This is a genomic window from Albidovulum aestuarii (genome assembly GCF_029961185.1).
Taxonomy (GTDB): domain Bacteria; phylum Pseudomonadota; class Alphaproteobacteria; order Rhodobacterales; family Rhodobacteraceae; genus Albidovulum; species Albidovulum aestuarii.
Window position 1 is genome coordinate 127501 of sequence record NZ_JASBQQ010000007.1, and the last position, 18815, is coordinate 146315.

General features: G+C 60.0%; 16 protein-coding genes, 1 tRNA gene and 2 rRNA genes (1 of these 19 running past the window's edge). 11 read left to right on the plus strand and 8 right to left on the minus strand.

Translation table 11 applies throughout. The features are described from left to right. From QKW60_RS15715 to QKW60_RS15730, 4 genes are all read left to right on the plus strand, one after another. Nucleotides 1–2780 (plus strand): 23S ribosomal RNA (locus tag QKW60_RS15715); it begins 56 nt to the left of the window's first position. Nucleotides 2781–2853: 73 nt separating this feature from the next. Next, nucleotides 2854–2968 (plus strand): 5S ribosomal RNA (gene rrf, locus QKW60_RS15720). 62 nt (nucleotides 2969–3030) lie between these two features. Then, on the plus strand, nucleotides 3031–4149 hold the full coding sequence (locus tag QKW60_RS15725) for a DMT family transporter (protein ID WP_282370082.1): 1119 nt from the start codon (nucleotides 3031–3033) through the stop codon (nucleotides 4147–4149). A gap of 92 nt (nucleotides 4150–4241) precedes the next feature. Beyond that, nucleotides 4242–4318: transfer RNA gene (locus QKW60_RS15730), tRNA-Met, on the plus strand. Nucleotides 4319–4560: 242 nt separating this feature from the next. Here the strand turns inward: QKW60_RS15730 and QKW60_RS15735 are convergent. From QKW60_RS15735 to QKW60_RS15765, 7 genes are all read right to left on the minus strand, one after another. After that, nucleotides 4561–4728 (minus strand): hypothetical protein, encoded by a 168-nt coding sequence (locus QKW60_RS15735; RefSeq protein WP_282370083.1) that lies wholly within the window; start codon nucleotides 4726–4728, stop codon nucleotides 4561–4563. 14 nt (nucleotides 4729–4742) lie between these two features. Next, complete coding sequence (locus QKW60_RS15740) at nucleotides 4743–6098, minus strand: amidase (protein ID WP_282370085.1); 1356 nt, start codon at nucleotides 6096–6098, stop codon at nucleotides 4743–4745. Then, the gene (locus QKW60_RS15745; RefSeq protein WP_282370086.1) at nucleotides 6088–7506 is read right to left on the minus strand and encodes a TRAP transporter large permease; all 1419 of its coding nucleotides are present in this window, start codon (nucleotides 7504–7506) and stop codon (nucleotides 6088–6090) included. The genes QKW60_RS15740 and QKW60_RS15745 overlap by 11 nt, the downstream gene beginning before the upstream one ends. Beyond that, nucleotides 7503–8087: a TRAP transporter small permease subunit gene (locus QKW60_RS15750; RefSeq protein WP_282370087.1), complete on the minus strand. Its 585-nt coding sequence runs from the start codon at nucleotides 8085–8087 to the stop codon at nucleotides 7503–7505. The genes QKW60_RS15745 and QKW60_RS15750 overlap by 4 nt, the downstream gene beginning before the upstream one ends. Before the next feature lie 79 nt (nucleotides 8088–8166). Continuing rightward, on the minus strand, nucleotides 8167–9291 hold the full coding sequence (locus QKW60_RS15755) for a TRAP transporter substrate-binding protein (RefSeq protein ID WP_282370089.1): 1125 nt from the start codon (nucleotides 9289–9291) through the stop codon (nucleotides 8167–8169). Nucleotides 9292–9411: 120 nt separating this feature from the next. Continuing rightward, nucleotides 9412–9669, minus strand: a complete 258-nt coding sequence (locus QKW60_RS15760) for a hypothetical protein (RefSeq protein ID WP_282370090.1) — start codon at nucleotides 9667–9669, stop codon at nucleotides 9412–9414. 316 nt (nucleotides 9670–9985) lie between these two features. Continuing rightward, nucleotides 9986–12142 (minus strand): esterase-like activity of phytase family protein, encoded by a 2157-nt coding sequence (locus QKW60_RS15765; RefSeq protein ID WP_282370091.1) that lies wholly within the window; start codon nucleotides 12140–12142, stop codon nucleotides 9986–9988. A gap of 222 nt (nucleotides 12143–12364) precedes the next feature. Here QKW60_RS15765 and phnC point away from each other — a divergent pair, with 222 nt between their 5' ends. Genes phnC through QKW60_RS15790 form a run of 5 tightly spaced genes read left to right on the plus strand, consistent with a single transcriptional unit; the run spans nucleotide 12365 to nucleotide 17008 of the window. Further along, a complete protein-coding gene (gene phnC / locus QKW60_RS15770; protein WP_282370092.1) occupies nucleotides 12365–13186 on the plus strand; it encodes a phosphonate ABC transporter ATP-binding protein in 822 nt (273 codons plus the stop codon). Nucleotides 13187–13237: 51 nt separating this feature from the next. After that, nucleotides 13238–14149, plus strand: coding sequence for a phosphonate ABC transporter substrate-binding protein (gene phnD / locus QKW60_RS15775; RefSeq protein ID WP_282370093.1), 912 nt, complete (start codon nucleotides 13238–13240; stop codon nucleotides 14147–14149). A gap of 54 nt (nucleotides 14150–14203) precedes the next feature. Continuing rightward, complete coding sequence (gene phnE / locus QKW60_RS15780) at nucleotides 14204–15058, plus strand: phosphonate ABC transporter, permease protein PhnE (protein WP_282370094.1); 855 nt, start codon at nucleotides 14204–14206, stop codon at nucleotides 15056–15058. After that, nucleotides 15055–16386 (plus strand): phosphonate ABC transporter, permease protein PhnE, encoded by a 1332-nt coding sequence (gene phnE, locus QKW60_RS15785; protein WP_282370095.1) that lies wholly within the window; start codon nucleotides 15055–15057, stop codon nucleotides 16384–16386. The genes phnE (QKW60_RS15780) and phnE (QKW60_RS15785) overlap by 4 nt, the downstream gene beginning before the upstream one ends. A gap of 4 nt (nucleotides 16387–16390) precedes the next feature. Next, on the plus strand, nucleotides 16391–17008 hold the full coding sequence (locus QKW60_RS15790) for an LbetaH domain-containing protein (protein WP_282370097.1): 618 nt from the start codon (nucleotides 16391–16393) through the stop codon (nucleotides 17006–17008). Here QKW60_RS15790 and phnF read toward each other — a convergent pair. Continuing rightward, nucleotides 17005–17718 carry a phosphonate metabolism transcriptional regulator PhnF gene (gene phnF, locus QKW60_RS15795; protein ID WP_282370098.1) on the minus strand — a complete coding sequence of 238 codons (714 nt, stop codon included), beginning with the start codon at nucleotides 17716–17718 and terminating at the stop codon, nucleotides 17005–17007. The two genes, QKW60_RS15790 and phnF, sit on opposite strands and share 4 nt — an antisense overlap. Before the next feature lie 89 nt (nucleotides 17719–17807). Here phnF and phnG point away from each other — a divergent pair, with 89 nt between their 5' ends. Both phnG and phnH read left to right on the plus strand, forming a co-directional pair. After that, the gene (phnG, locus tag QKW60_RS15800; protein WP_282370099.1) at nucleotides 17808–18242 is read left to right on the plus strand and encodes a phosphonate C-P lyase system protein PhnG; all 435 of its coding nucleotides are present in this window, start codon (nucleotides 17808–17810) and stop codon (nucleotides 18240–18242) included. 2 nt (nucleotides 18243–18244) lie between these two features. Further along, a complete protein-coding gene (phnH, locus tag QKW60_RS15805; RefSeq protein ID WP_282370100.1) occupies nucleotides 18245–18814 on the plus strand; it encodes a phosphonate C-P lyase system protein PhnH in 570 nt (189 codons plus the stop codon). Nucleotide 18815: the final 1 nt, after the last annotated feature.

Genomic DNA, 18815 nt, shown 5'->3' on the forward strand with positions numbered 1-18815 from the left:
ACGTGATACTCTGCGATAAGCCATGGGGAGCTGAGAATAAGCTTTGATCCATGGATCTCCGAATGGGGAAACCCACCTGACAGTTTGTTATTGTTGCTTCGGCAATCAATAACGGGCTGAAACAGGTACTTTTAACCTGAATACATAGGGTTTTAAGAGCGAACCCGGGGAACTGAAACATCTAAGTACCCGGAGGAAAGGAAATCAATAGAGACTCCGCTAGTAGTGGCGAGCGAACGCGGACCAGCCGAGCCATGAGAATGACCAGAAGGATCTGGAAAGATCCGCCATAGTGGGTGACAGCCCCGTATGGGAAGTTCAATTGGACGTATTAAGTAGGGCGGGACACGTGAAATCCTGTCTGAAGATCGGGGGACCACCCCCGAAGGCTAAGTACTCCTTACTGACCGATAGCGAACCAGTACCGTGAGGGAAAGGTGAAAAGCACCCCGACGAGGGGAGTGAAACAGTTTCTGAAACCGGACGCCTACAAGCAGTCGGAGGGGCCTTGAGCCCTGACGGCGTACCTTTTGTATAATGGGTCAACGACTTGGTCTTACGAGCAAGCTTAAGCCGATAGGTGTAGGCGCAGCGAAAGCGAGTCTTAAATGGGCGAATTAGTTCGTGGGATCAGACCCGAAACCAGATGATCTAGCCATGTGCAGGATGAAGGTAAGGTAACACTTACTGGAGGTCCGAACCGACACCCGTTGAAAAGGGTCCGGATGACGTGTGGCTAGGGGTGAAAGGCCAATCAAATCTGGAGATAGCTGGTTCTCCGCGAAAGCTATTTAGGTAGCGCCTCGGACGAATACCATCGGGGGTAGAGCACTACATGGATGATGGGGGCCCACAGCCTTACTGAGTCTAAGTAAACTCCGAATACCGATGAGTACTATCCGGGAGACACACGGCGGGTGCTAACGTCCGTCGTGAAGAGGGAAACAACCCTGACCTACAGCTAAGGCCCCCAATTCGTGGCTAAGTGGGAAAGCATGTGAGACGACCAAAACAACCAGGAGGTTGGCTTAGAAGCAGCCATCCTTTAAAGATAGCGTAACAGCTCACTGGTCTAAATAAGTTGTCTTGCGGCGAAGATGTAACGGGGCTCAAGCCACGAGCCGAAGCTTAGGATGCATAGCAATATGCGTGGTAGCGGAGCGTTCTGTGATATAGCACCGTCCGATTTTAGCCTTCTCTCGGGAAGGTTCCGATCGGAAAGGTGCTTACTGTGAAGCCGGGCTGTAAGGCATCCGGTGGAGTGATCAGAAGCGAGAATGTTGACATGAGTAGCGACAAACAGGGTGAGAGACCCTGTCGCCGAAAGTCCAAGGGTTCCTGCTTAAAGCTAATCTGAGCAGGGTAAGCCGACCCCTAAGGCGAGGCCGAAAGGCGTAGTCGATGGGAACCAGGTTAATATTCCTGGGCCAGGAGGATGTGACGGATCTCGAGGGTAGTTTCTTCTTATCGGATTGAAGAGGCTGCTTAGAGGTTCCTGGAAATAGCCCTCCATTAGATCGTACCCTAAACCGACACAGGTGGACTGGTAGAGAATACCAAGGCGCTTGAGAGAACCACATTTAAGGAACTCGGCAAAATGCTCCCGTAAGTTCGCGAGAAGGGAGCCCCGTCTGTAGGCAACTATGGGCGGGGGGCACAAACCAGGGGGTGGCGACTGTTTACTTAAAACACAGGGCTGTGCGAAGCCGTAAGGCGACGTATACAGTCTGACGCCTGCCCGGTGCTGGAAGGTTAAAAGGAGGGGTGCAAGCTCCGAATTGAAGCCCCAGTAAACGGCGGCCGTAACTATAACGGTCCTAAGGTAGCGAAATTCCTTGTCGGGTAAGTTCCGACCTGCACGAATGGCGTAACGATCTCCCCGCTGTCTCAAATGTGGACTCAGCGAAATTGAACTGTGTGTCAAGATGCACACTTCCCGCGGTTAGACGGAAAGACCCCATGCACCTTTACTATAGCTTCGCACTGGCATCAGGATTGTGATGTGCAGGATAGGTGGTAGGCTTTGAAGCGGGAACGCCAGTTTCCGTGGAGCCTCCCTTGAGATACCACCCTTCGCACTCTTGATGTCTAACCGCGGCCCGTTATCCGGGTCCGGGACCCTGCGTGGTGGGTAGTTTGACTGGGGCGGTCGCCTCCTAAAGAGTAACGGAGGCGCGCGAAGGTTGGCTCAGAGCGGTCGGAAATCGCTCGTTGAGTGCAATGGCAGAAGCCAGCCTGACTGCGAGACTGACAAGTCGAGCAGAGTCGAAAGACGGCCATAGTGATCCGGTGGTCCCAAGTGGGAGGGCCATCGCTCAACGGATAAAAGGTACGCTGGGGATAACAGGCTGATGATGCCCAAGAGTCCATATCGACGGCATCGTTTGGCACCTCGATGTCGGCTCATCTCATCCTGGGGCTGGAGCAGGTCCCAAGGGTATGGCTGTTCGCCATTTAAAGAGGTACGTGAGCTGGGTTTAGAACGTCGTGAGACAGTTCGGTCCCTATCTGCCGTGGGTGTAGGATACTTGAGAGGAGTTGCCCCTAGTACGAGAGGACCGGGGTGAACGTTCCACTGGTGGACCAGTTGTCGTGCCAACGGCAGTGCTGGGTAGCTATGAACGGACAGGATAACCGCTGAAGGCATCTAAGCGGGAAGCCCCCCTCAAAACCAGGTATCCCTTGAGAGCCGTGGAAGACCACCACGTCGATAGGCCGGAGATGTAAGCGCTGTGAGGCGTTCAGTTGACCGGTACTAATTGCTCGATAGGCTTGATTTGATCCAGCAGAAGTCAGACTTCACTGGTCAAAGCGATCTTGGACAACGCGTTGATTGTTGTGCTTCTTTCTCGGTTTGGTGGTCATAGCACGAGCAAAACACCCGATCCCATCCCGAACTCGGCCGTTAAGTGCCGTTGCGCCAATGGTACTGCGTCTTAAGACGTGGGAGAGTAGGTCACCGCCAAACCTAGTAAGAAGCACAAACATATCTCTCTACGATGCGATTTCCAGAATGCCTTCAGCCGCCCGATGGGCGGTTTTTTCATTTGCACTGCAGAATTCCTGCTTGCGACCCGCGGGTGTCGTGGACCGCACAGACGCCAAAGCCAATATCGCCTGCATTGGGAGAAAGGCAGCGAGGAAACGTGCGTGTCATCCACAGCGGAAGTGAAATCCGGCGAGCCTGAGGTCTCGGTCGAACGACCCTTGGCGGGCATTCTCTATCTTCTTGGCGCCACGACGATTTTTCCGGTTCAGGATGTCATCATCAAGATGCTGAGCGGCGAATACGCCGTGCATCAGGTGGTGTTTCTGCGCAGCGCCTTCGCGCTTCCGATCGTGCTGGTGATCTCGCGGTTCGAAGGTCAGTTATGGCCACTCAAGATCGGTTCCTGGCGGTTGCAACTGTTGCGGGGCCTCTCAGCATTTGCGTCCTACATGGTTTACTACATGGCGTTGGCAACAATTGGGCTCGCAGAGACCGCCGCCATTACGTTCACGACACCGATTTTTGTAACACTTCTGGCAGTAGCGTTTCTGGGTGAACGGATCGGATTGTTCCGCTGGCTGGCGGTCGTCACAGGCCTCATAGGGGTTGCTATAATCGTTCAGCCCGGGCGCGGAGTGTTTGAACCCGCAGCGGTCCTTGCGCTTCTTGCAGCGGTTACTTACGCGGCTTCAATCATTGCCACGCGGAAGCTCGGGCACCGGACAAACGGCGGAACCATGACCGTAGTCACATTGTTGATCTACCTCGCGGCGGGTGGCGGACTGGGTTTGGCGTTTTCTTTTGTCGATATACAATCGCCGCATCCAAGCTTTGCATTCCTGTTTCGCGAATGGAAATGGCCCGACCCCGGCGATTGGTTGTTATTGCTGGCAATTGGCGTGACTTCCGCACTTGGCTTTTTTGCCCTGTCGCAAGCCTATCGTTTGGCCGAGGCGAGCGTCGTTACACCCTTTGAATACACTTACATGCTGTGGGCAGTGCTTTGGGGATGGGTGTTCTTTGGCACGCTGCCCGCATTCTCGACCTGGGCCGGGCTCTTCCTGATCGTCGGCGCCGGACTGCTCATCGTATTTCGTGAAGTCGTACGCGGCCGAAGGATCGTCCGCCGACGGGGTCTTGGCGTGTTGCGACAACGCTGAACGCTTCACCGAGGTGGGAGGAAATTTCAAAAGAATTCATCATTTTGCCATTGCGCCCGCCGCCGGTGGGAACTACATAGACCCCGAATTGGCGCGGGGTGGAGCAGCCCGGTAGCTCGTCAGGCTCATAACCTGAAGGTCGTAGGTTCAAATCCTACCCCCGCAACCAAAAATACCAGCAATAACAGCTAGTTAAGCGGCCCCTCCGAGGGGCTGTTTTGCTTTGCGGCTGCTGAAACAGCACCAAAGCAGCCGCTGCACAGCGACTCGCGGCGCTGGTCAACAAAAACCATAGACGAAGACTTCAACGACGAACGGTACAATTTCTGGGGATCGGGCCATAAGAAAACAGGACTGTGGTCGCGGCTCAATGAAAGTTCCGTGGCAGGTCAACCAGATCCGGGCAGGCGATCAGTCGCCATTCCGTCCGTCCCGTGCAGATGTCAGAAAATCATAGCCAAGCAGCACTACCGTCAGGCTAATGACCAGCGCGAGGTCGATCTCTGCCACATACCACGCAAGGATGCCGAGGAAGGCCGCGACGACGAGAAAGGCCAAAAGTGCCATTGCCTTATCCATTTCGTATTCCCTTCCTAATCCGCCACCGGATCGAGCCTGTCCATCAGCCAGGCGGCCGTCCTCAGCAACCGTCCGTCGCTTCCGCGCGGTCCGACAAGTTGTGCGCCCATTGGCATCCCGTTTCCCGCGGTGAATACCGGCACCGTCACCGCAGGCGTGCCGGTAAAGGTCCAGAGTCCGTTGAAGATCGGATCGCCCGTGGTCGTCAGGTCCGCAGGCGCGGGTCCCGGTGCAGCCGGGGTCAGAATAGCATCGGCATGCGAGAAAATCTCGGCCAGCCCGGCATATAGCACCTCGCGCCAGTCCAGAGCCGCAAGATAGTCTTTGGCCAGAGTTGAGCTGCCCTCCTGCAACGCCTCCCGCAGGACCGGAGACAGGTGATCGGGACCTGCCTTGGCAAAGCGGTGATAGTTCCGCGCCATCTCGGCGAAGTTGATACGTCGGCGCAGGTCGCCGGCGTCTGCAAAGGGCGCGGGCAGCGGCAGTTCGAAACACTGCGCCTCGCCCAAGGCAGTCGCGAGTTCTTCGAACGCTTCGCGGGTTTCGGCGTCCGCCGTGTCCCAGCCCGGCGGTTTGACCAGCGCAAAGACGGGCGGCAGCGGAGGCGCCTCTGATGCGGTGACGAAGAGCTGCGGGTGCGGCGCCGGGGCGGTCGCGGGGTCGGCCTCATCATGGCCGAAGAGAACCTCGGCCAGCAAAGCCGCATCGCGGGGCTCGCGGCCAAAGACACCGACCGTATCGAGCGTCTGTGACTGTCTCAGGACACCCGTGCGCGGGATCGCCCCGAAGGTGGGCTTGAACCCGGTCACGCCGCAGAAGGCGGCAGGCCGGATCACAGATCCGCCGGTCTGGGTGCCGATCGCCAAGGGCACCATACCCGCCGCTACCGCCGCCGCCGAGCCGGAAGATGAGCCGCCCGGCGTATGGTTGGTCCGGTGCGGATTGCGCGTGGCGGGCGGGTTCATATAGGCCAGCTCTGTCGTCACGGTCTTACCCATGATCACCGCGCCCTCGGCCTTCAGCCGCTCAACCACGAAAGCGTCCTTTTCGGGCACCCTGCCCTTGTCGATCCCGGTGCCGTTTTCCGTCGGGATGCGGGCGGTGTCGATGATGTCTTTCAGCGCAACCGGCAGCCCATGCAGCCGTCCGATGGGGCGTCCCGTCGCACGGTGCCGGTCCAGCGCCTCGGCCTGATGCATCACGAAGTCAGGATCGAGCCAGACGAAGGCGCCGATCTCTGGCTCCAGCGCCTTGGTCCGCGCCAGACAGTCGCGCGCAAGGTCTACTGCCTTCAGCGATCCGGCCGCCAGCCGGTCGCGCAGCGCCACCGCCGACAGATCGCTTGGCCGGATGCGCCCGTCAGTTGCCATAGAACAGCTCCGGCAGGACAAAGACGATATCGGGGAAGATGTACATCAGTGCCATCGCGATGAAGACGCAGAAGAGGAAGGGCATCACGCCCGAGAAGATCTGCGTCAGCCGCACTTCCGGCGGCGCGATGCCCTTCAGGTAATAGGCCGACATCGCCATCGGTGGCGTCAGGAACGAGGTTTGCAGGTTCAAGGCCACGAGAATACCGAAGAACAGGGGATCGATCCCGAAATGCGGCAGAAGCGGCAGGAAGATCGGCACGAAGATGATGATGATCTCGGACCATTCCAGCGGCCATCCCAGAAGGAAGATGATGAACTGCGCCAACAGGAGGAACATCAGCGGCGACATGTTCAGCCCGGTGACGAATTCCGAGATCACCTGCTCGCCACCCAGATAGGAAAAGACTGACGAGAAGGTGTAGGAACCGACGAAAAGCCAGCAGACCATCGCCGTTGTCCGGACCGTCAGATAGACGCTTTCCCGCATCCGTTGCCAAGTCATCGCCCTGTAGGCGAATGCCAGAAGGATGCCCCCAAGCGCACCTATCGAGGCGGCTTCCGTCGGAGTGGCAAGGCCGAAGAGGATGGAACCCAGAACCGCGAGGATCAGGAAGGCAAGCGGGAAGAACGACGTCATGATCATGACGACGAGCCGTCCGAAGGGCACGTCAGGCACCTCCTCTGCCGTCGGGCGCGGGGCGATCGAGGGCTGAAGGATCGACCGGCCGACGACATAGATCAGGTAAAGCCCGACCAGCGTGAAGCCGGGCAGCAGGGCCCCGGCATAAAGCCGGACGATCGAGACACCCGATGCGGCGGCATAGACGATCAGCATGATCGAGGGCGGAATGAGGATGCCGAGCGTGCCGCCCGCACAGATGATGCCGGACGCAAAGGCCGTATCGTACCGCGCCTTCAGCATCGCGGGCAGCGCCAGAAGCCCCATCAACGTGACGACCGCGCCAACGATCCCGGTCGCGGTGGCGAACAGGGCGCAGGTGATTAGCGCCGCGACCCCCATCGACCCGGGCACGTTCTTGGACGCGATGTTCAGCGTCGAGAAGAGCCGGTCGACGATGTTGGCGCGTTCGACGATATAGCCCATGAACAGGAACAGCGGCACCGCCGTCAGCACCTCATTCGACATCACCGTATAGGTCTGGTTGATGAACAGATCGAAGATGCGGTTGTTGAAGAGCCCCTCGATCCAGAGAGAGGTGCTGTCCCACCAGCTTGCTGTCTCATCCAGACGGTTGAAGCTGCGCCACATTCTGCCTGCGTCGAAATAGGCGTAATAGCCAAAGCCGATCCCCATCGCCATCAGCGTGAAGGCGATCGGGAAGCCCAGGAAGACGATCATGATAAACAGGCCCAGCATCATCAGGGCCACCTGCGGATCGGTCATACATGGCCCCCGGTTTCGGCTTCATGCGCCTTTTTGAGAAGGATATCCTCGGTTTCCAGCACGTCTTCTTCGGCCTGGATCCATTCATTGGTCCGGATGCAGTGAACGCAGCGGAAGACCTGCGCGATGCCCTGGATGAACAGAAGAATGCCCGCCGCGACCATCACCGTCTTGAACTGGAAGATCGGCACGCCAGCGGGGCTGTTGATCGACACCTCGCCGTATCCCCAGCTGCGCGAGGCGTATTTCCAGCCGGTGAAGATCAAGGCCAGCACGCCGGGGAAAAAGAAGATGAGGTAAAGGACAAGATCGACCTTGGCCTGTGTCCTCGGCTGCCACAGCCGGTAAAGGAAATCGCCGCGCACATGGCCGCCGCGCGACAATGTATAGGCCCCACCCATCATGAAGAGCGTGCCATACATGATGAACGACACATCGAGCGCCCACGATGTGGGATCGTTCAACACATAGCGGACGAAGACTTCATAGCCGGTCCCTACCGCCATCATTACAATCAGCCAGGCAAAGGCCTTGCCGAACCAGGCCGACAGGCTGTCGGCAATACGTATATAGGCAAGCATCTGTTGGCGGCCCGTCCTGTCCTGGTTGATAAACCCGGCGGCTCCGGCCGCCGGGTTTCGTGTCCATTGACCTCGAAACTCAGAGCGAGAGCTTGCCGGGGAAGAAATGCTCGTACGCCAGGGCGTAGTCCGGCGCATTCATCAACTCGTAGAATGCCACCTGCTCTGCCCAGGCTCTTTGGCTGTCGGTGATCCTCTTGAACATCGGATCGGTTTCCAGTTCCGGCAAGATCGCCGACCAGGCCTTGATCTGACCGTCCAGGATCTCGCTTGGCGTACGACGGACGGTGACGCCGGCCTCTTCCTGAAGCCATTTCAGGTCGGCCGAGTATCGGCGCATGGCCTTGTTCGTGTTGGCGGTCGCCGAAGCTTCGACACCATATTTCAGGATCGCCTGAAGATCCGGCTCAAGGTCGTCGTAGAAGTCCTTGTTGAAGAGGAATTCGAACTGCTCAGACGCTTGGTGGTAGGACGACAGGTAGTAATTCTTCGCCACGTCCTGCGCGCCGAAATCCTTATCTGACGAGGGATTGTTGAATTCAAACGCGTCGATAACACCGCGCTCCATGGCGGGCACGATTTCTCCGCCCGGAAGCTGCGCCACGGACATGCCCATGGATTGCAGCAGGTCGGCAGCAAGACCGACGGTGCGGTATTTGAAGCCCTGCAGATCGGCGACGGTGTTGACCTCGCCCTTGAACCAGCCGAACGGCTGGGCGAACATCGGGAAGCCGAGGAAGCCCACGACGTTGAGGCCAAGCTGATCCTGCGTCAATTCGCGGTACAGCTCGGCGCCGCCACCCTCGTAGAACCAGCCCAACATCGCCGGCGAGGATGCGCCGAAGACGGGTCCCGTGCCGAAGAGCGACGCTGCCTTGCTCTTTCCATACCAGTAGGCACAAACAGTATGCGCTGCGTCGAGCACGCCATCATGTACGGCGTCCATAACCTGGAATGCCGCCACCACCGCGCCGGCCGGCAGAACGTCAACTTTGAGCCGCCCGCCCGACATTGCCTCCACCCGGTCGGCATAGTCCTGAGCAAATTCCTGCCATATGTTCGACGCCCCCCATGAGGTCTGCATTTTCAGGACAAGCGGCGCTTGCGCCAATACAGCCGGGGCCGCAAGAACTCCGGCCGAAGCGCCCCCTGCAAGTGCCGTCTTCCTCAGAAAGGACCGGCGGTTTAACCTTTGGTCTGTCATTCTTTCCTCCCTTGATGCCCCACCTTGAATGGTCTTGTACGGTTTCCCCGGGGCCGTATTGCCCCCGCCGCGCGTCTCGTATTGGCAGGTGGCTTCAGCTTAGATTCGCGTCTCCTCATTTCAATTGTTTGTTTTTGCGGCGGCCGTGTAGCGCCCGTCTGCCTGCCGCAAGTCGCTCGAAACAAAGCAAAAGATCGGTAAATTATTTTTACCAAAATGTCCATTTTGGCGGGAAATTTGGGCTGCTTCACCGCCAATACCGGGATTCTGACAATGAAACCCGGGCCATAGGGTGATTCGCCGCGTCGCATCCCGGCCATCATCACGCATGTCGCGCTTCAAAAATCGCTTCGGATGGTCGTTCAGATTGAAGCTCAAATTCGAGCCCGCTCCCATGCAACTACACCGTTGCCCAAGAAATAGCCGAAAAGGTCCGGGCATCTTTGAACGCGCAAACTTGCAAATCCGATCAGATGCATTCGATATGATCGGGCGTGGCCTATCCCTGCCCTTCGTCTTGTCCAATGTCAGTGCTTACTGGACCGGGCAAGGAAAACCTCAATGGACGGCTGCCCAACTAACGCCACGCGAGCTTGAATTCGCTCGTTTCTATACGGTCTCTGGCTAAAATTATTGGAACGCATTCAGAAGAATGCGTTCCAACGTGCGGCATCAAGGTTTTTCGACCGGGATGTCAGAGCCCTTCGATCTTCCAGAAGAAGGTCTCGCCCGAACTGTCATCAACGCCGTCATTGTCGGTGACAACCCAGGCATCGCCCGCAGCATCAAAGGTCAGGCCTTCGATCTTGTCGGTGACGTAGCCGCCCTGTGCAGTAAGAACGGGGATGAAATCATGGACGACTTCCTTGTTCACAACGGGGAGTTCAGCTCCGAGTGGGGCCGGTTCGAGGTCTGACAGCGGGATCCGTGCGATCTTTTTGATCGCTGTCGCCGCGCCGATCTGATTATCGCGTTCGATGACGTAAACAGAGTCGCCCTTGATCGCGATTTCCGAGAGGCCGATCCAGCCGGTTTCCACGGTGTCGAGCGGGTAGTGGACGGCACCCCATTCCTTGCTCTCGATATCGTAGGAAACGAGCTTGACCATGCCTTTGGGGTCGTCGCCCCACTCGCGCTGTACTGCCATCCACAGGCGGTTGCCGATCTTGGCGATGCCTTCGAAGCCAAAACGCTGTTCCTGGGCAAGCAGTTCCGCAGGCGGAGCGATCTCTTCCTCGATCTCGCCCTCGCCGTTCACATGGTAGATTGCATGGGGGACAAGCCGGTCGGTGCGACCTTCTGAAGCCAGCCAGAAGCCGCCGTCACCATCGGCAGCGATGCCTTCCAGATCGAGTTTCTGCGCAGGCTGACCGGCACGGGTGACCGGGATTGCGCGGGTGATGCGGGCCGGGGTCTGGGTCGGGTCGACCTCGAAGATCGTCGGCTGGTAACCATAGAAGCCGTCGTTGACAGCGTAGAGCTTGCCATCTGCTTCCGTCAGGCCGGACAGCGCGCCCCAGCCGATCAGGCCATCCGACCCGGCCGATGTCAGCTGCGGATAGGCGGCAGGTGCGTCCTGATATTCGTAGATCATGACGTGGGCGCGGGCGCCGCCGTCCTCGATCAGGTCGGCCTCGTTCGCCGTAACAAGCAGGTTGCGGGCCGGGATCGCCACCACGCCTTCCGGTGCGATGCCCGAGGGCAGAAGTTGCTTCAGTTTCGGCGATGCCGGATTGGAGACATCATAGACCGCTGCGACCGAGCCACGTTCGGAAAGGATGAAGGCATAGGTCATGTCGCCGAAACGGGCGACCTCCATCCCTTCCGGTTCTGCGCCCTTGGCGTCAGAGCGCTTGTCGGGATAGTGGCCGATCTGGACGATTTCGTATTCCAGCGACGTCCCGCTTTCGTAGACGACCGTGCCGTCCTTGGCGAAGACCGTGAAACCGCGCGAGCCGCCGTCCATGTCGCCTTCATTGGCAGTGATGAAGTGATCGGCGTCGATCCAGCCGAGCCCGTCGGGTTCACGCAACCGGCCCTGCTGGGTTTCGGTGAAGATCAGCGCGCCGCGTTCGTCGGTGGCGTCGATTCCGGTCAGGTCGACGGCTCCGGCGGAGAAATGCGTGGACACGGTGCCGTCGGCGCCGACAACCACGATGTGGTTGTTCTCCTGAAGCGTCACGGCGATTTCGCCCGCAGCGTTCACATCGACGAATTCCGGTTCCGGGTCTTCCGGCGCAATTTCCGCAAGGCCGGTCATCGCGATCTTTTGCATCGCGCCGCAATCCGGCATACCGTCCACGAGTGGCATCTTCACCAGCCAGCCTTCTGGGGCCTGACCAACGCGTCCGTCACCTGCATCCTCGTCACGCTCATTCTCGATGGCAATGGCAAGGAACGAGCCGTCCGGCGCGGCGGCGGTGGAATCCGGTTGGCCGCCGAAGTCGCATTCGCCCTTGATCATGCCTGATGCAAGATCAACCGCCGCAAGCTTACCGGAGGGTGCTGTGTAGCTTTCCGATGTGTTTACCGCGACGAGCGCGTTCGAACCAACGACCGATACCGCCGTCGGCTCACCACCCATATCGACATTGCCCAAGGGCTTCGGCGCACGGGGATCGGAAATGTCGATCCGCCCGATCACACCCAGGGGGCTGTCAGTATAGACGAGCGTCATGCCGTCGCCCGACGCCGCGATGATCTCAGCCGAGCTCTCGCGGACCAGGTCCTCGCCATCGGCCATGTTGAGGACGGTGGCGAAACTGGCGATGCGGTTGAAGTTCATCTCGGCTGCGGCGGCATGCGCGGACAGCGCAAGGGCCGATGTCAGGCACAGGCGGGTCAGGATCATCTCTGGGTCTCCCGGGGTGGGTTGAAATCGTCCTTCCCGTGAGCGTCGTTTGTCGCAGCCGAATGACACCGTTACGAACAATATGTGACAATCGTTACCCCGCAGCGCCCGCGCCCGCGACTGTCATCCGGGGGTTACGGGGCCGATACACAAACTTCACAGTTCCTAAGGCTGACCGTCACAAAGCGGGTCTAAACGGCCCCCAATGGAACTGGGGGCTGCATGAAAATCGACATCGTCAATGTCAGCAAGATCTACGGCACCAAGGCCGCGGTCGACAATGTGAGCCTGTCGCTGGGCGGTTCAGGCTTTGTTGGCATTATCGGACGCTCGGGCGCTGGCAAATCCACGCTGCTGCGGATGCTCAACCGTTTGTCGGATGCGACCAAAGGTCAGATTCTTGTCGATGGCACCGATATTCTGGCGCTCAAAGGCGTAGAGAAACGTGCCTGGCAAAGCCGCTGCGCGATGGTCTTCCAGCAGTTCAATCTGGTACCGCGCATGGATGTCGCATCAAACGTGCTGCATGGGTTGCTGGGGCGCCGCTCGACGTTGACCACGCTCTTCAACCTCTGGTCCGAGGCCGATATCCGACAGGCGCTCGACATACTCGACCGGCTTGGCGTTGCCGAACAGGCGGCGAAACGGGCTGAAGCCCTGTCCGGCGGCCAGCAGCAGCGCGTTGCTATCGCGCGCGCGCTGATGCAGGACCCGGCGATCATTCTTGCCGATGAGCCCATCGCCTCGCTCGACCCGATGAACGCTCAGGTCGTCATGGATACTCTGAAACGCATCCAGACCGAGGATGGTCGGATGGTGATCGCGAACCTCCATACGCTCGACACCGCGCGGCGCTATTGCGACCGGGTGATCGGGATGCGCGATGGGCGGGTCGTCTTTGACGGCACGCCTGAAAAACTGACCACCGGCGTCGCACGCGACATCTACGGCGCGGATGGCACGTTTTCCGAGGCCGCGACATCGACAGCCATCGAAACGCTTCAACCCGACACGGATTACGCCGTCGCCATGCTCGGCGACTGAGTAGAACCGGGCCTATGCCATTCGGGCAGGCCCATCATAAGGAAGACTGCCATGAAAAATCTGCTTGCCATCCTGGCCGCCACAACCGCGCTTTCCGGCGCTGTTAACGCTCAGGACATCACCGGCTTCAACATCGGCATCCTTGGCGGCGAAAACGCGCAGGACCGCCTGAATTCGAACGAATGCCTTCGCAAGTACACCGAGGAAGAGCTTGGCGTGCCGGTCAAGCTGTTTGCCCCGGCCGACTACGACGGCGTGATCCAGGGCCTTCTCGGCGGCACGATCGACATGGCCTGGCTCGGCGCGTCGGGTTATGCCAAGACCTATCTGACCGACCCCGAAGCGGTTGAGCCGGTTCTGGTCAAGGCCAATCTCGACGGCTCCTACACCTACTATTCCATCGGCTTCGCACGCAAGGACAGCGGCATCGCCAAACTGGAAGACGTGAAGGGCAAGTCCTTCGGCTTCGGCGATCCGAACTCGACCTCTGGTTACCTGATTCCGTCCGTTGAAATCCCGATGGCTACGGGTCATTCCATGAATTCCGGCGACTATTTCGGCGAAGTGAAGTTCACCGGCGGGCACGAACAGACCATCGTCGCGGTCAACAACGGCGATATCGACGCGGGCGTGACCTGGGCCGATGGTCAGGGCAACTGGGAAGACGGCTACAATTCGGGTGCGCTGCGCAAAGCGGTCGATGCCGGTTTGGTCGACATGAACGACATGGTCGAGATCTGGCGCTCGAGGCCGATCCCGGAAGGCCCCGTGGTCCTGCGCAAGGCACTGCCGACGGATGTAAAGGAAAAGATGACCGCGCTGGTAGCGGGTCTGAAAGCGAAGGATGCCGATTGCGCCTATGGCGTGGCCGCAGGCGACACCGCGGGCTTCGTTCCGATCACGCATGACTACTACGACACCATCATCGAAGTGCGCCGCCAGAAGATCGAATCCGGGTCGTAAGCGACCCTTCGGCCGGGACTTTCGGGTCCCGGCCGTTCCAAATCCGGAATTCCCATGAGCCTTGCCCCCCATCCCGATCCCGCGGACTATCTCGCCATGGTTCGCCGAAAGCGCCTTTACGGGGGCGTTCTGCTCGTCCTGTTTGTCGTCCTTATGGTCAGCGGATTTCGCGTCGCCGATGCCCGCAATGCGGGCGGTTTTTTTGACGGATTGCACCGCGTTCTCGATTTCCCGGCCGAAATCTTCACTGAAGCCTTCGCGAACTGGCAGAACCTGCCCGGTCTGTTCGTTCAGTTCATCCCTTCGCTGATCGAAACCCTGAACATCGCTGCGGTCTCGACTATGTTTGGCGCTCTTCTGGCGATGGTTCTGGCGTTTCTGTCCACGCGGGGTCTCGCGCTTTGGCCGCGCATGACGCCGGTGTTCCGGCGGATGATGGATATCATGCGCGCGGTGCCAGAGATCGTCATCGCGCTGGTCCTGATCTTCCTTCTTGGCGGCGGGCCTGTCCCGGCGATGATCGCCATTGCCTTCCACACAACCGGCGCTCTGGGTAAACTTTTCTCCGAAGCAGCCGAAAACGCTGATCTGAAGCCGGTTGAGGGGTTGGCTTCCACCGGTGCAGGTTGGATTCAGCGTATGTGGCTTGGTATTCTGCCGCAGGTTGCACCGAACTGGTCGAGCTATGCGCTCCTGCGCTTCGAGATCAACATCCGAGCCTCCGCCATTCTTGGTTTCGTCGGTTCGGGCGGGATCGGGTATGACCTGAAGACCGCTTTGCAATGGGGTCAGGGCAAATACGATCAGGTCGTCGCGATCTTCGCGCTTCTGCTTCTGACAATCATCGTCGTCGACCACTTCTCGGACCGCGCCCGCGCGCGGCTTGTCAAAGGGGGGCTGGAGGCATGAGCCTTGCCGCGACCAATATCGACGCCGTGCGCACCGGGGTTGTGCAGCGTTTCCGGGTACGCAAGCGGCTGTCGCTGGCGGTGCCCGGGCTGATATTGCTTTATCTTGCCTATATCTTCTTCGCCTTCGACATCCCCGGTGTCGCCTCTCGCGCCAAACCGGAGAACGCGGCGATCCTTCTGGGCGATTTCTGGTCTTACAAGACTCACGTTACGCGCGACAACCGGTCCGGCGTGGTCACGACGGCCATCGAAGGTGAGCGCAAGGGCGAGTATCCGGCGGGCGCCGGGCCGGATTGGCTGACCCTAGGCGACGTGACCCGCATCGACCTGCCAGGCGGGGCCGAAGTGCGCTACATGGCCGATGGCGGGGCCGAACTTGCGATCCCCGATTTCGGTGAAATGTCCGTCGCGCTTGACGGCCGCAAGATTGCCGTGACTCTGCCAGATGACACGGATCAGCCCAACTGGATGAGCCTGTCGAAGAACCGCATCAGCCTCAACCGTGGTGACTGGCGTTTTGCCATGACGCCCGCCAAGACCGAAACCTTCCGCTATCAGGCGGGGTGGGAGCTTTTTTTCTTCACCCTCGACAGCCCGTTTCACGGCAAGTCGGTGGGCGATTTGATCGCCCTGGTAGCCAGTGGCGAGCGGGTCGTGCCGGACCGTTCCAACCTGTCCGCCATGGCCCACGACATCTGGACCAACAAGATGTGGCGGCATTCGGATGTCTTCTGGGCGATGGGCGAGACCGTGCTGATGGCATTCCTCGGCACGATGGGTGCGGGCCTGATCGCGCTGCCGCTTGCCTTTTTCGCCGCATCGAACTTTACCCCTGCGCGCTGGCTGAGGCTGGGCCTGCGCCGGGTCTTCGACCTTTTCCGGGGCATCGACGGGCTGATCTGGACGGTGATCCTGTCGCGCGCCTTCGGGCCCGGGCCGATGACGGGTGCTCTGGCGATCCTGATGACCGATACCGGGACGTTCGGAAAGACCTTCTCGGAAGCCCTGGAGAATATCGACGGCAAGCAGGTGGAAGGCGTGCAATCGACAGGCGCGAATGCGCCGCAGCGGATGCGCTTTGGCGTCATTCCCCAGATCGCGCCGGTGATCCTGTCGCAGCTGCTCTACTACCTCGAATCCAACACCCGCTCGGCCACGGTAATCGGTGCGCTGGTGGGTGGCGGCATCGGTCTCTTGCTGACGCAGGCGATCATCACGCAGAAGGACTGGGAAGAGGTCTGCTATTACATGGTGTTGATCGTCCTCACGGTTATGCTGCTCGACAGCCTCTCCGGTTGGGTCCGGCGACGGATCATCAAGGGCTGAAGGCATGGCGAGGCTACGGGCGGATGCGCCCCTGATCCATCCCGACTGCACCGTCGTGAATGCGACCTTTGGCGCCTATACCGAGGTCGGGCAGGGGTCGCGCATCCAGAACACCAACTTTGGCGACTACGCCTATTGCGACCGCTTTGCCGATATCGCAAATGCCGAGGTCGGCCGCTTTGCCAATATCGCGGCGATGACCCGAATTGGCCCGTCCGACCATCCCTGGCGGAACGCCGCACAGCATCATTTCCTCTATCGCTCGGCGTCCTATTTCGACGATGTCGAGGATGATGCGGAGTTCTTCGCCCACCGGGCATCACGGCGGACGGTGCTTGGCGCCGATTGCTGGATCGGCCATGGCGCGATCGTCAAGCCCGAGGTGACGGTCGGCATCGGGGCCGTGGTCGCTGCCGGGGCGGTTGTGACGAAGGATGTCGCTCCGTTCATGATCGTCGCCGGAATACCCGCCCGGCCTCTGCGCCAACGGTGCCCCGACGGCATCGCCGAGCGCCTTCTGGCGCTTGCCTGGTGGGATTGGGACCATGCCAGGCTGCGTTCGGCGCTTGACGACTTCCGCCGTCTGCCCGCCGAGGCATTTCTGGACGCATATGAGTGCTAGTTTTCGTCCGGTGCCACCGTCAGGGCCACCCGGTCCCCTGCGAACCAGCTAATCCCGTATTCTACCGGTTGCCCGTCGCTATCCACATTGACCGCTTCGGTCCTGAGGATCGGCGCGCCTTCGGCTACCTTCAGAAGTCCCGCCCTTGGTCCGCGCGCGATCTTCGCGGCAATCCGCGTGGATGCGCGGGTATAGTCTGCGACCCCCATTTCGGCCAAGGCGGCGGTGACCGATTTCAACCGGCCAAGCGCCTCGGGCAAGGCCGGAAACCGTTTGGCCGGAAAGACCGAACGGAAGAGGCTGAGCGGCAGCGCATCGCCAAGCGAGATGCCTTCGAAGACATGCACCTGGTCGGTTCCCAGAACACCCGCCTCCGTCTTGGTGGCAGGACGCGTTTCGATCCGGATCACCTCGCGCGAGGGGGTTCGACCGCTTGCACTCACGTTCTGCTGGAACCGCACCCTACGGCCAAGCGCATAGTCCGCAGGCGGCGCGGCAGCGACAAAGACCCCGGCGCCGCGGCGCGACACAGTCAGCCCCGCCCCGGCGAGGTCCGACAGCGCATGGCGCACCGTATGGCGGTTGACCCCGAAACGGGCGGAAAGCCCTGCCTCGGTCGGGAGTTTTGCACCCTCCGGATAAAGCCCTGCACCGATCTCGGAGCGGAGTGTTTCGGCGATCATGCGCCAGACGGGTGCGGACTTTGTCATAGAAACTTCATTTGTCTTCGCGACCGGGATCGGCAATTATTTGTCTAGTTGTATAGAAAACTAGACAAGTTCGCAAGATGTCGACACAGATGACCAAGACGAATGACAGACAGGCGCGCATGGGCCTTCTGGCCCGCGCCGAACCGGCCCGGCTGGCTGCCCTGATGCCCGACCTGCCGCCCCATGACTGGCTGCGCGCGCCCGAAACCGGCGCGGTGATGGTGCAGGGGCGGGTTGGTGCCACCGGCGGGGCCTTCAACCTCGGAGAGATGTCGGTCACGCGCTGCGCGCTCCGGCTCAAATCCGGCGCGGTGGGTCATGCCTATGTGCAGGGCCGGGACCGCGATCATGCGGCGCGCGCGGCGGCCATCGACGCGCTGATGCAGGGGCCTTCGGCCGAGCGGATCGAGGCCGATATTCTTTCACCCCTTCGGCGGGATGAAGCGGGCCACCGCCGTGTCCGGGCCGAGAAAGCCGCCGCAACCAAGGTCGAGTTTTTCACCATGGTCAGAGGGGAGGATTGACGATGCCGGAGGATTTCCTGATGGGCGCATTCGCGCAGCCTGCTGAAGAGGCCGCCTTTGCGTTCCGTGCCTGTCTTGAGGCAATGGCGCGACCCGGCCGGGTCCAGACTATCAGCGGGGCCATCCCACCCGCCCCATTGTCAGTAGCATCGGGCACGCTCCTCCTGACGCTGGCCAATGCATCGACGCCGATCTACCTCGCGCCGTCGCACGATACGGCCGCCATTCGTGACTGGATCGCCTTCCATTGCGGCGCGCCCATCGTGCCCGCCGAGCGGGCAACCTTCGCGCTGGGAACCTGGGAGGCACTGCACCCGGTCTCGCGGTTCGACATCGGCACTTCGGACTACCCCGACCGTTCCGCCACGCTGATCGTCGAGATGGATGCGCTGTCGGAGCCCAATGCCCGGCTGACCGGCCCCGGCATTGAGACCTTGCATGAGGCGCGATTGCCCGAAATCGCTGCATTCCGTGAAAATCGCGCGCGCTTCCCGCTGGGCTTCGACTGTATTTTCACCAGCGATACCAGCGTATCGGCCCTGCCGCGGTCGACCTATGTGACGGCGCTATAGG

What these genes read in the sequence shown, in the direction of transcription:
- QKW60_RS15725 (WP_282370082.1), top strand. Translation starts at nt 3,031, where the DNA reads ATGGGCGGTTTTTTCATTTGCACTGCAGAATTCCTGCTTGCGACCCGC.
- QKW60_RS15735 (WP_282370083.1), bottom strand. Translation starts at nt 4,728, where the DNA reads ATGGATAAGGCAATGGCACTTTTGGCCTTTCTCGTCGTCGCGGCCTTC.
- QKW60_RS15740 (WP_282370085.1), bottom strand. Translation starts at nt 6,098, where the DNA reads ATGGCAACTGACGGGCGCATCCGGCCAAGCGATCTGTCGGCGGTGGCG.
- QKW60_RS15745 (WP_282370086.1), bottom strand. Translation starts at nt 7,506, where the DNA reads ATGACCGATCCGCAGGTGGCCCTGATGATGCTGGGCCTGTTTATCATG.
- QKW60_RS15750 (WP_282370087.1), bottom strand. Translation starts at nt 8,087, where the DNA reads ATGCTTGCCTATATACGTATTGCCGACAGCCTGTCGGCCTGGTTCGGC.
- QKW60_RS15755 (WP_282370089.1), bottom strand. Translation starts at nt 9,291, where the DNA reads ATGACAGACCAAAGGTTAAACCGCCGGTCCTTTCTGAGGAAGACGGCA.
- QKW60_RS15765 (WP_282370091.1), bottom strand. Translation starts at nt 12,142, where the DNA reads ATGATCCTGACCCGCCTGTGCCTGACATCGGCCCTTGCGCTGTCCGCG.
- phnC (WP_282370092.1), top strand. Translation starts at nt 12,365, where the DNA reads ATGAAAATCGACATCGTCAATGTCAGCAAGATCTACGGCACCAAGGCC.
- phnD (WP_282370093.1), top strand. Translation starts at nt 13,238, where the DNA reads ATGAAAAATCTGCTTGCCATCCTGGCCGCCACAACCGCGCTTTCCGGC.
- phnE (WP_282370094.1), top strand. Translation starts at nt 14,204, where the DNA reads ATGAGCCTTGCCCCCCATCCCGATCCCGCGGACTATCTCGCCATGGTT.
- phnE (WP_282370095.1), top strand. Translation starts at nt 15,055, where the DNA reads ATGAGCCTTGCCGCGACCAATATCGACGCCGTGCGCACCGGGGTTGTG.
- QKW60_RS15790 (WP_282370097.1), top strand. Translation starts at nt 16,391, where the DNA reads ATGGCGAGGCTACGGGCGGATGCGCCCCTGATCCATCCCGACTGCACC.
- phnF (WP_282370098.1), bottom strand. Translation starts at nt 17,718, where the DNA reads ATGACAAAGTCCGCACCCGTCTGGCGCATGATCGCCGAAACACTCCGC.
- phnG (WP_282370099.1), top strand. Translation starts at nt 17,808, where the DNA reads ATGACCAAGACGAATGACAGACAGGCGCGCATGGGCCTTCTGGCCCGC.
- phnH (WP_282370100.1), top strand. Translation starts at nt 18,245, where the DNA reads ATGCCGGAGGATTTCCTGATGGGCGCATTCGCGCAGCCTGCTGAAGAG.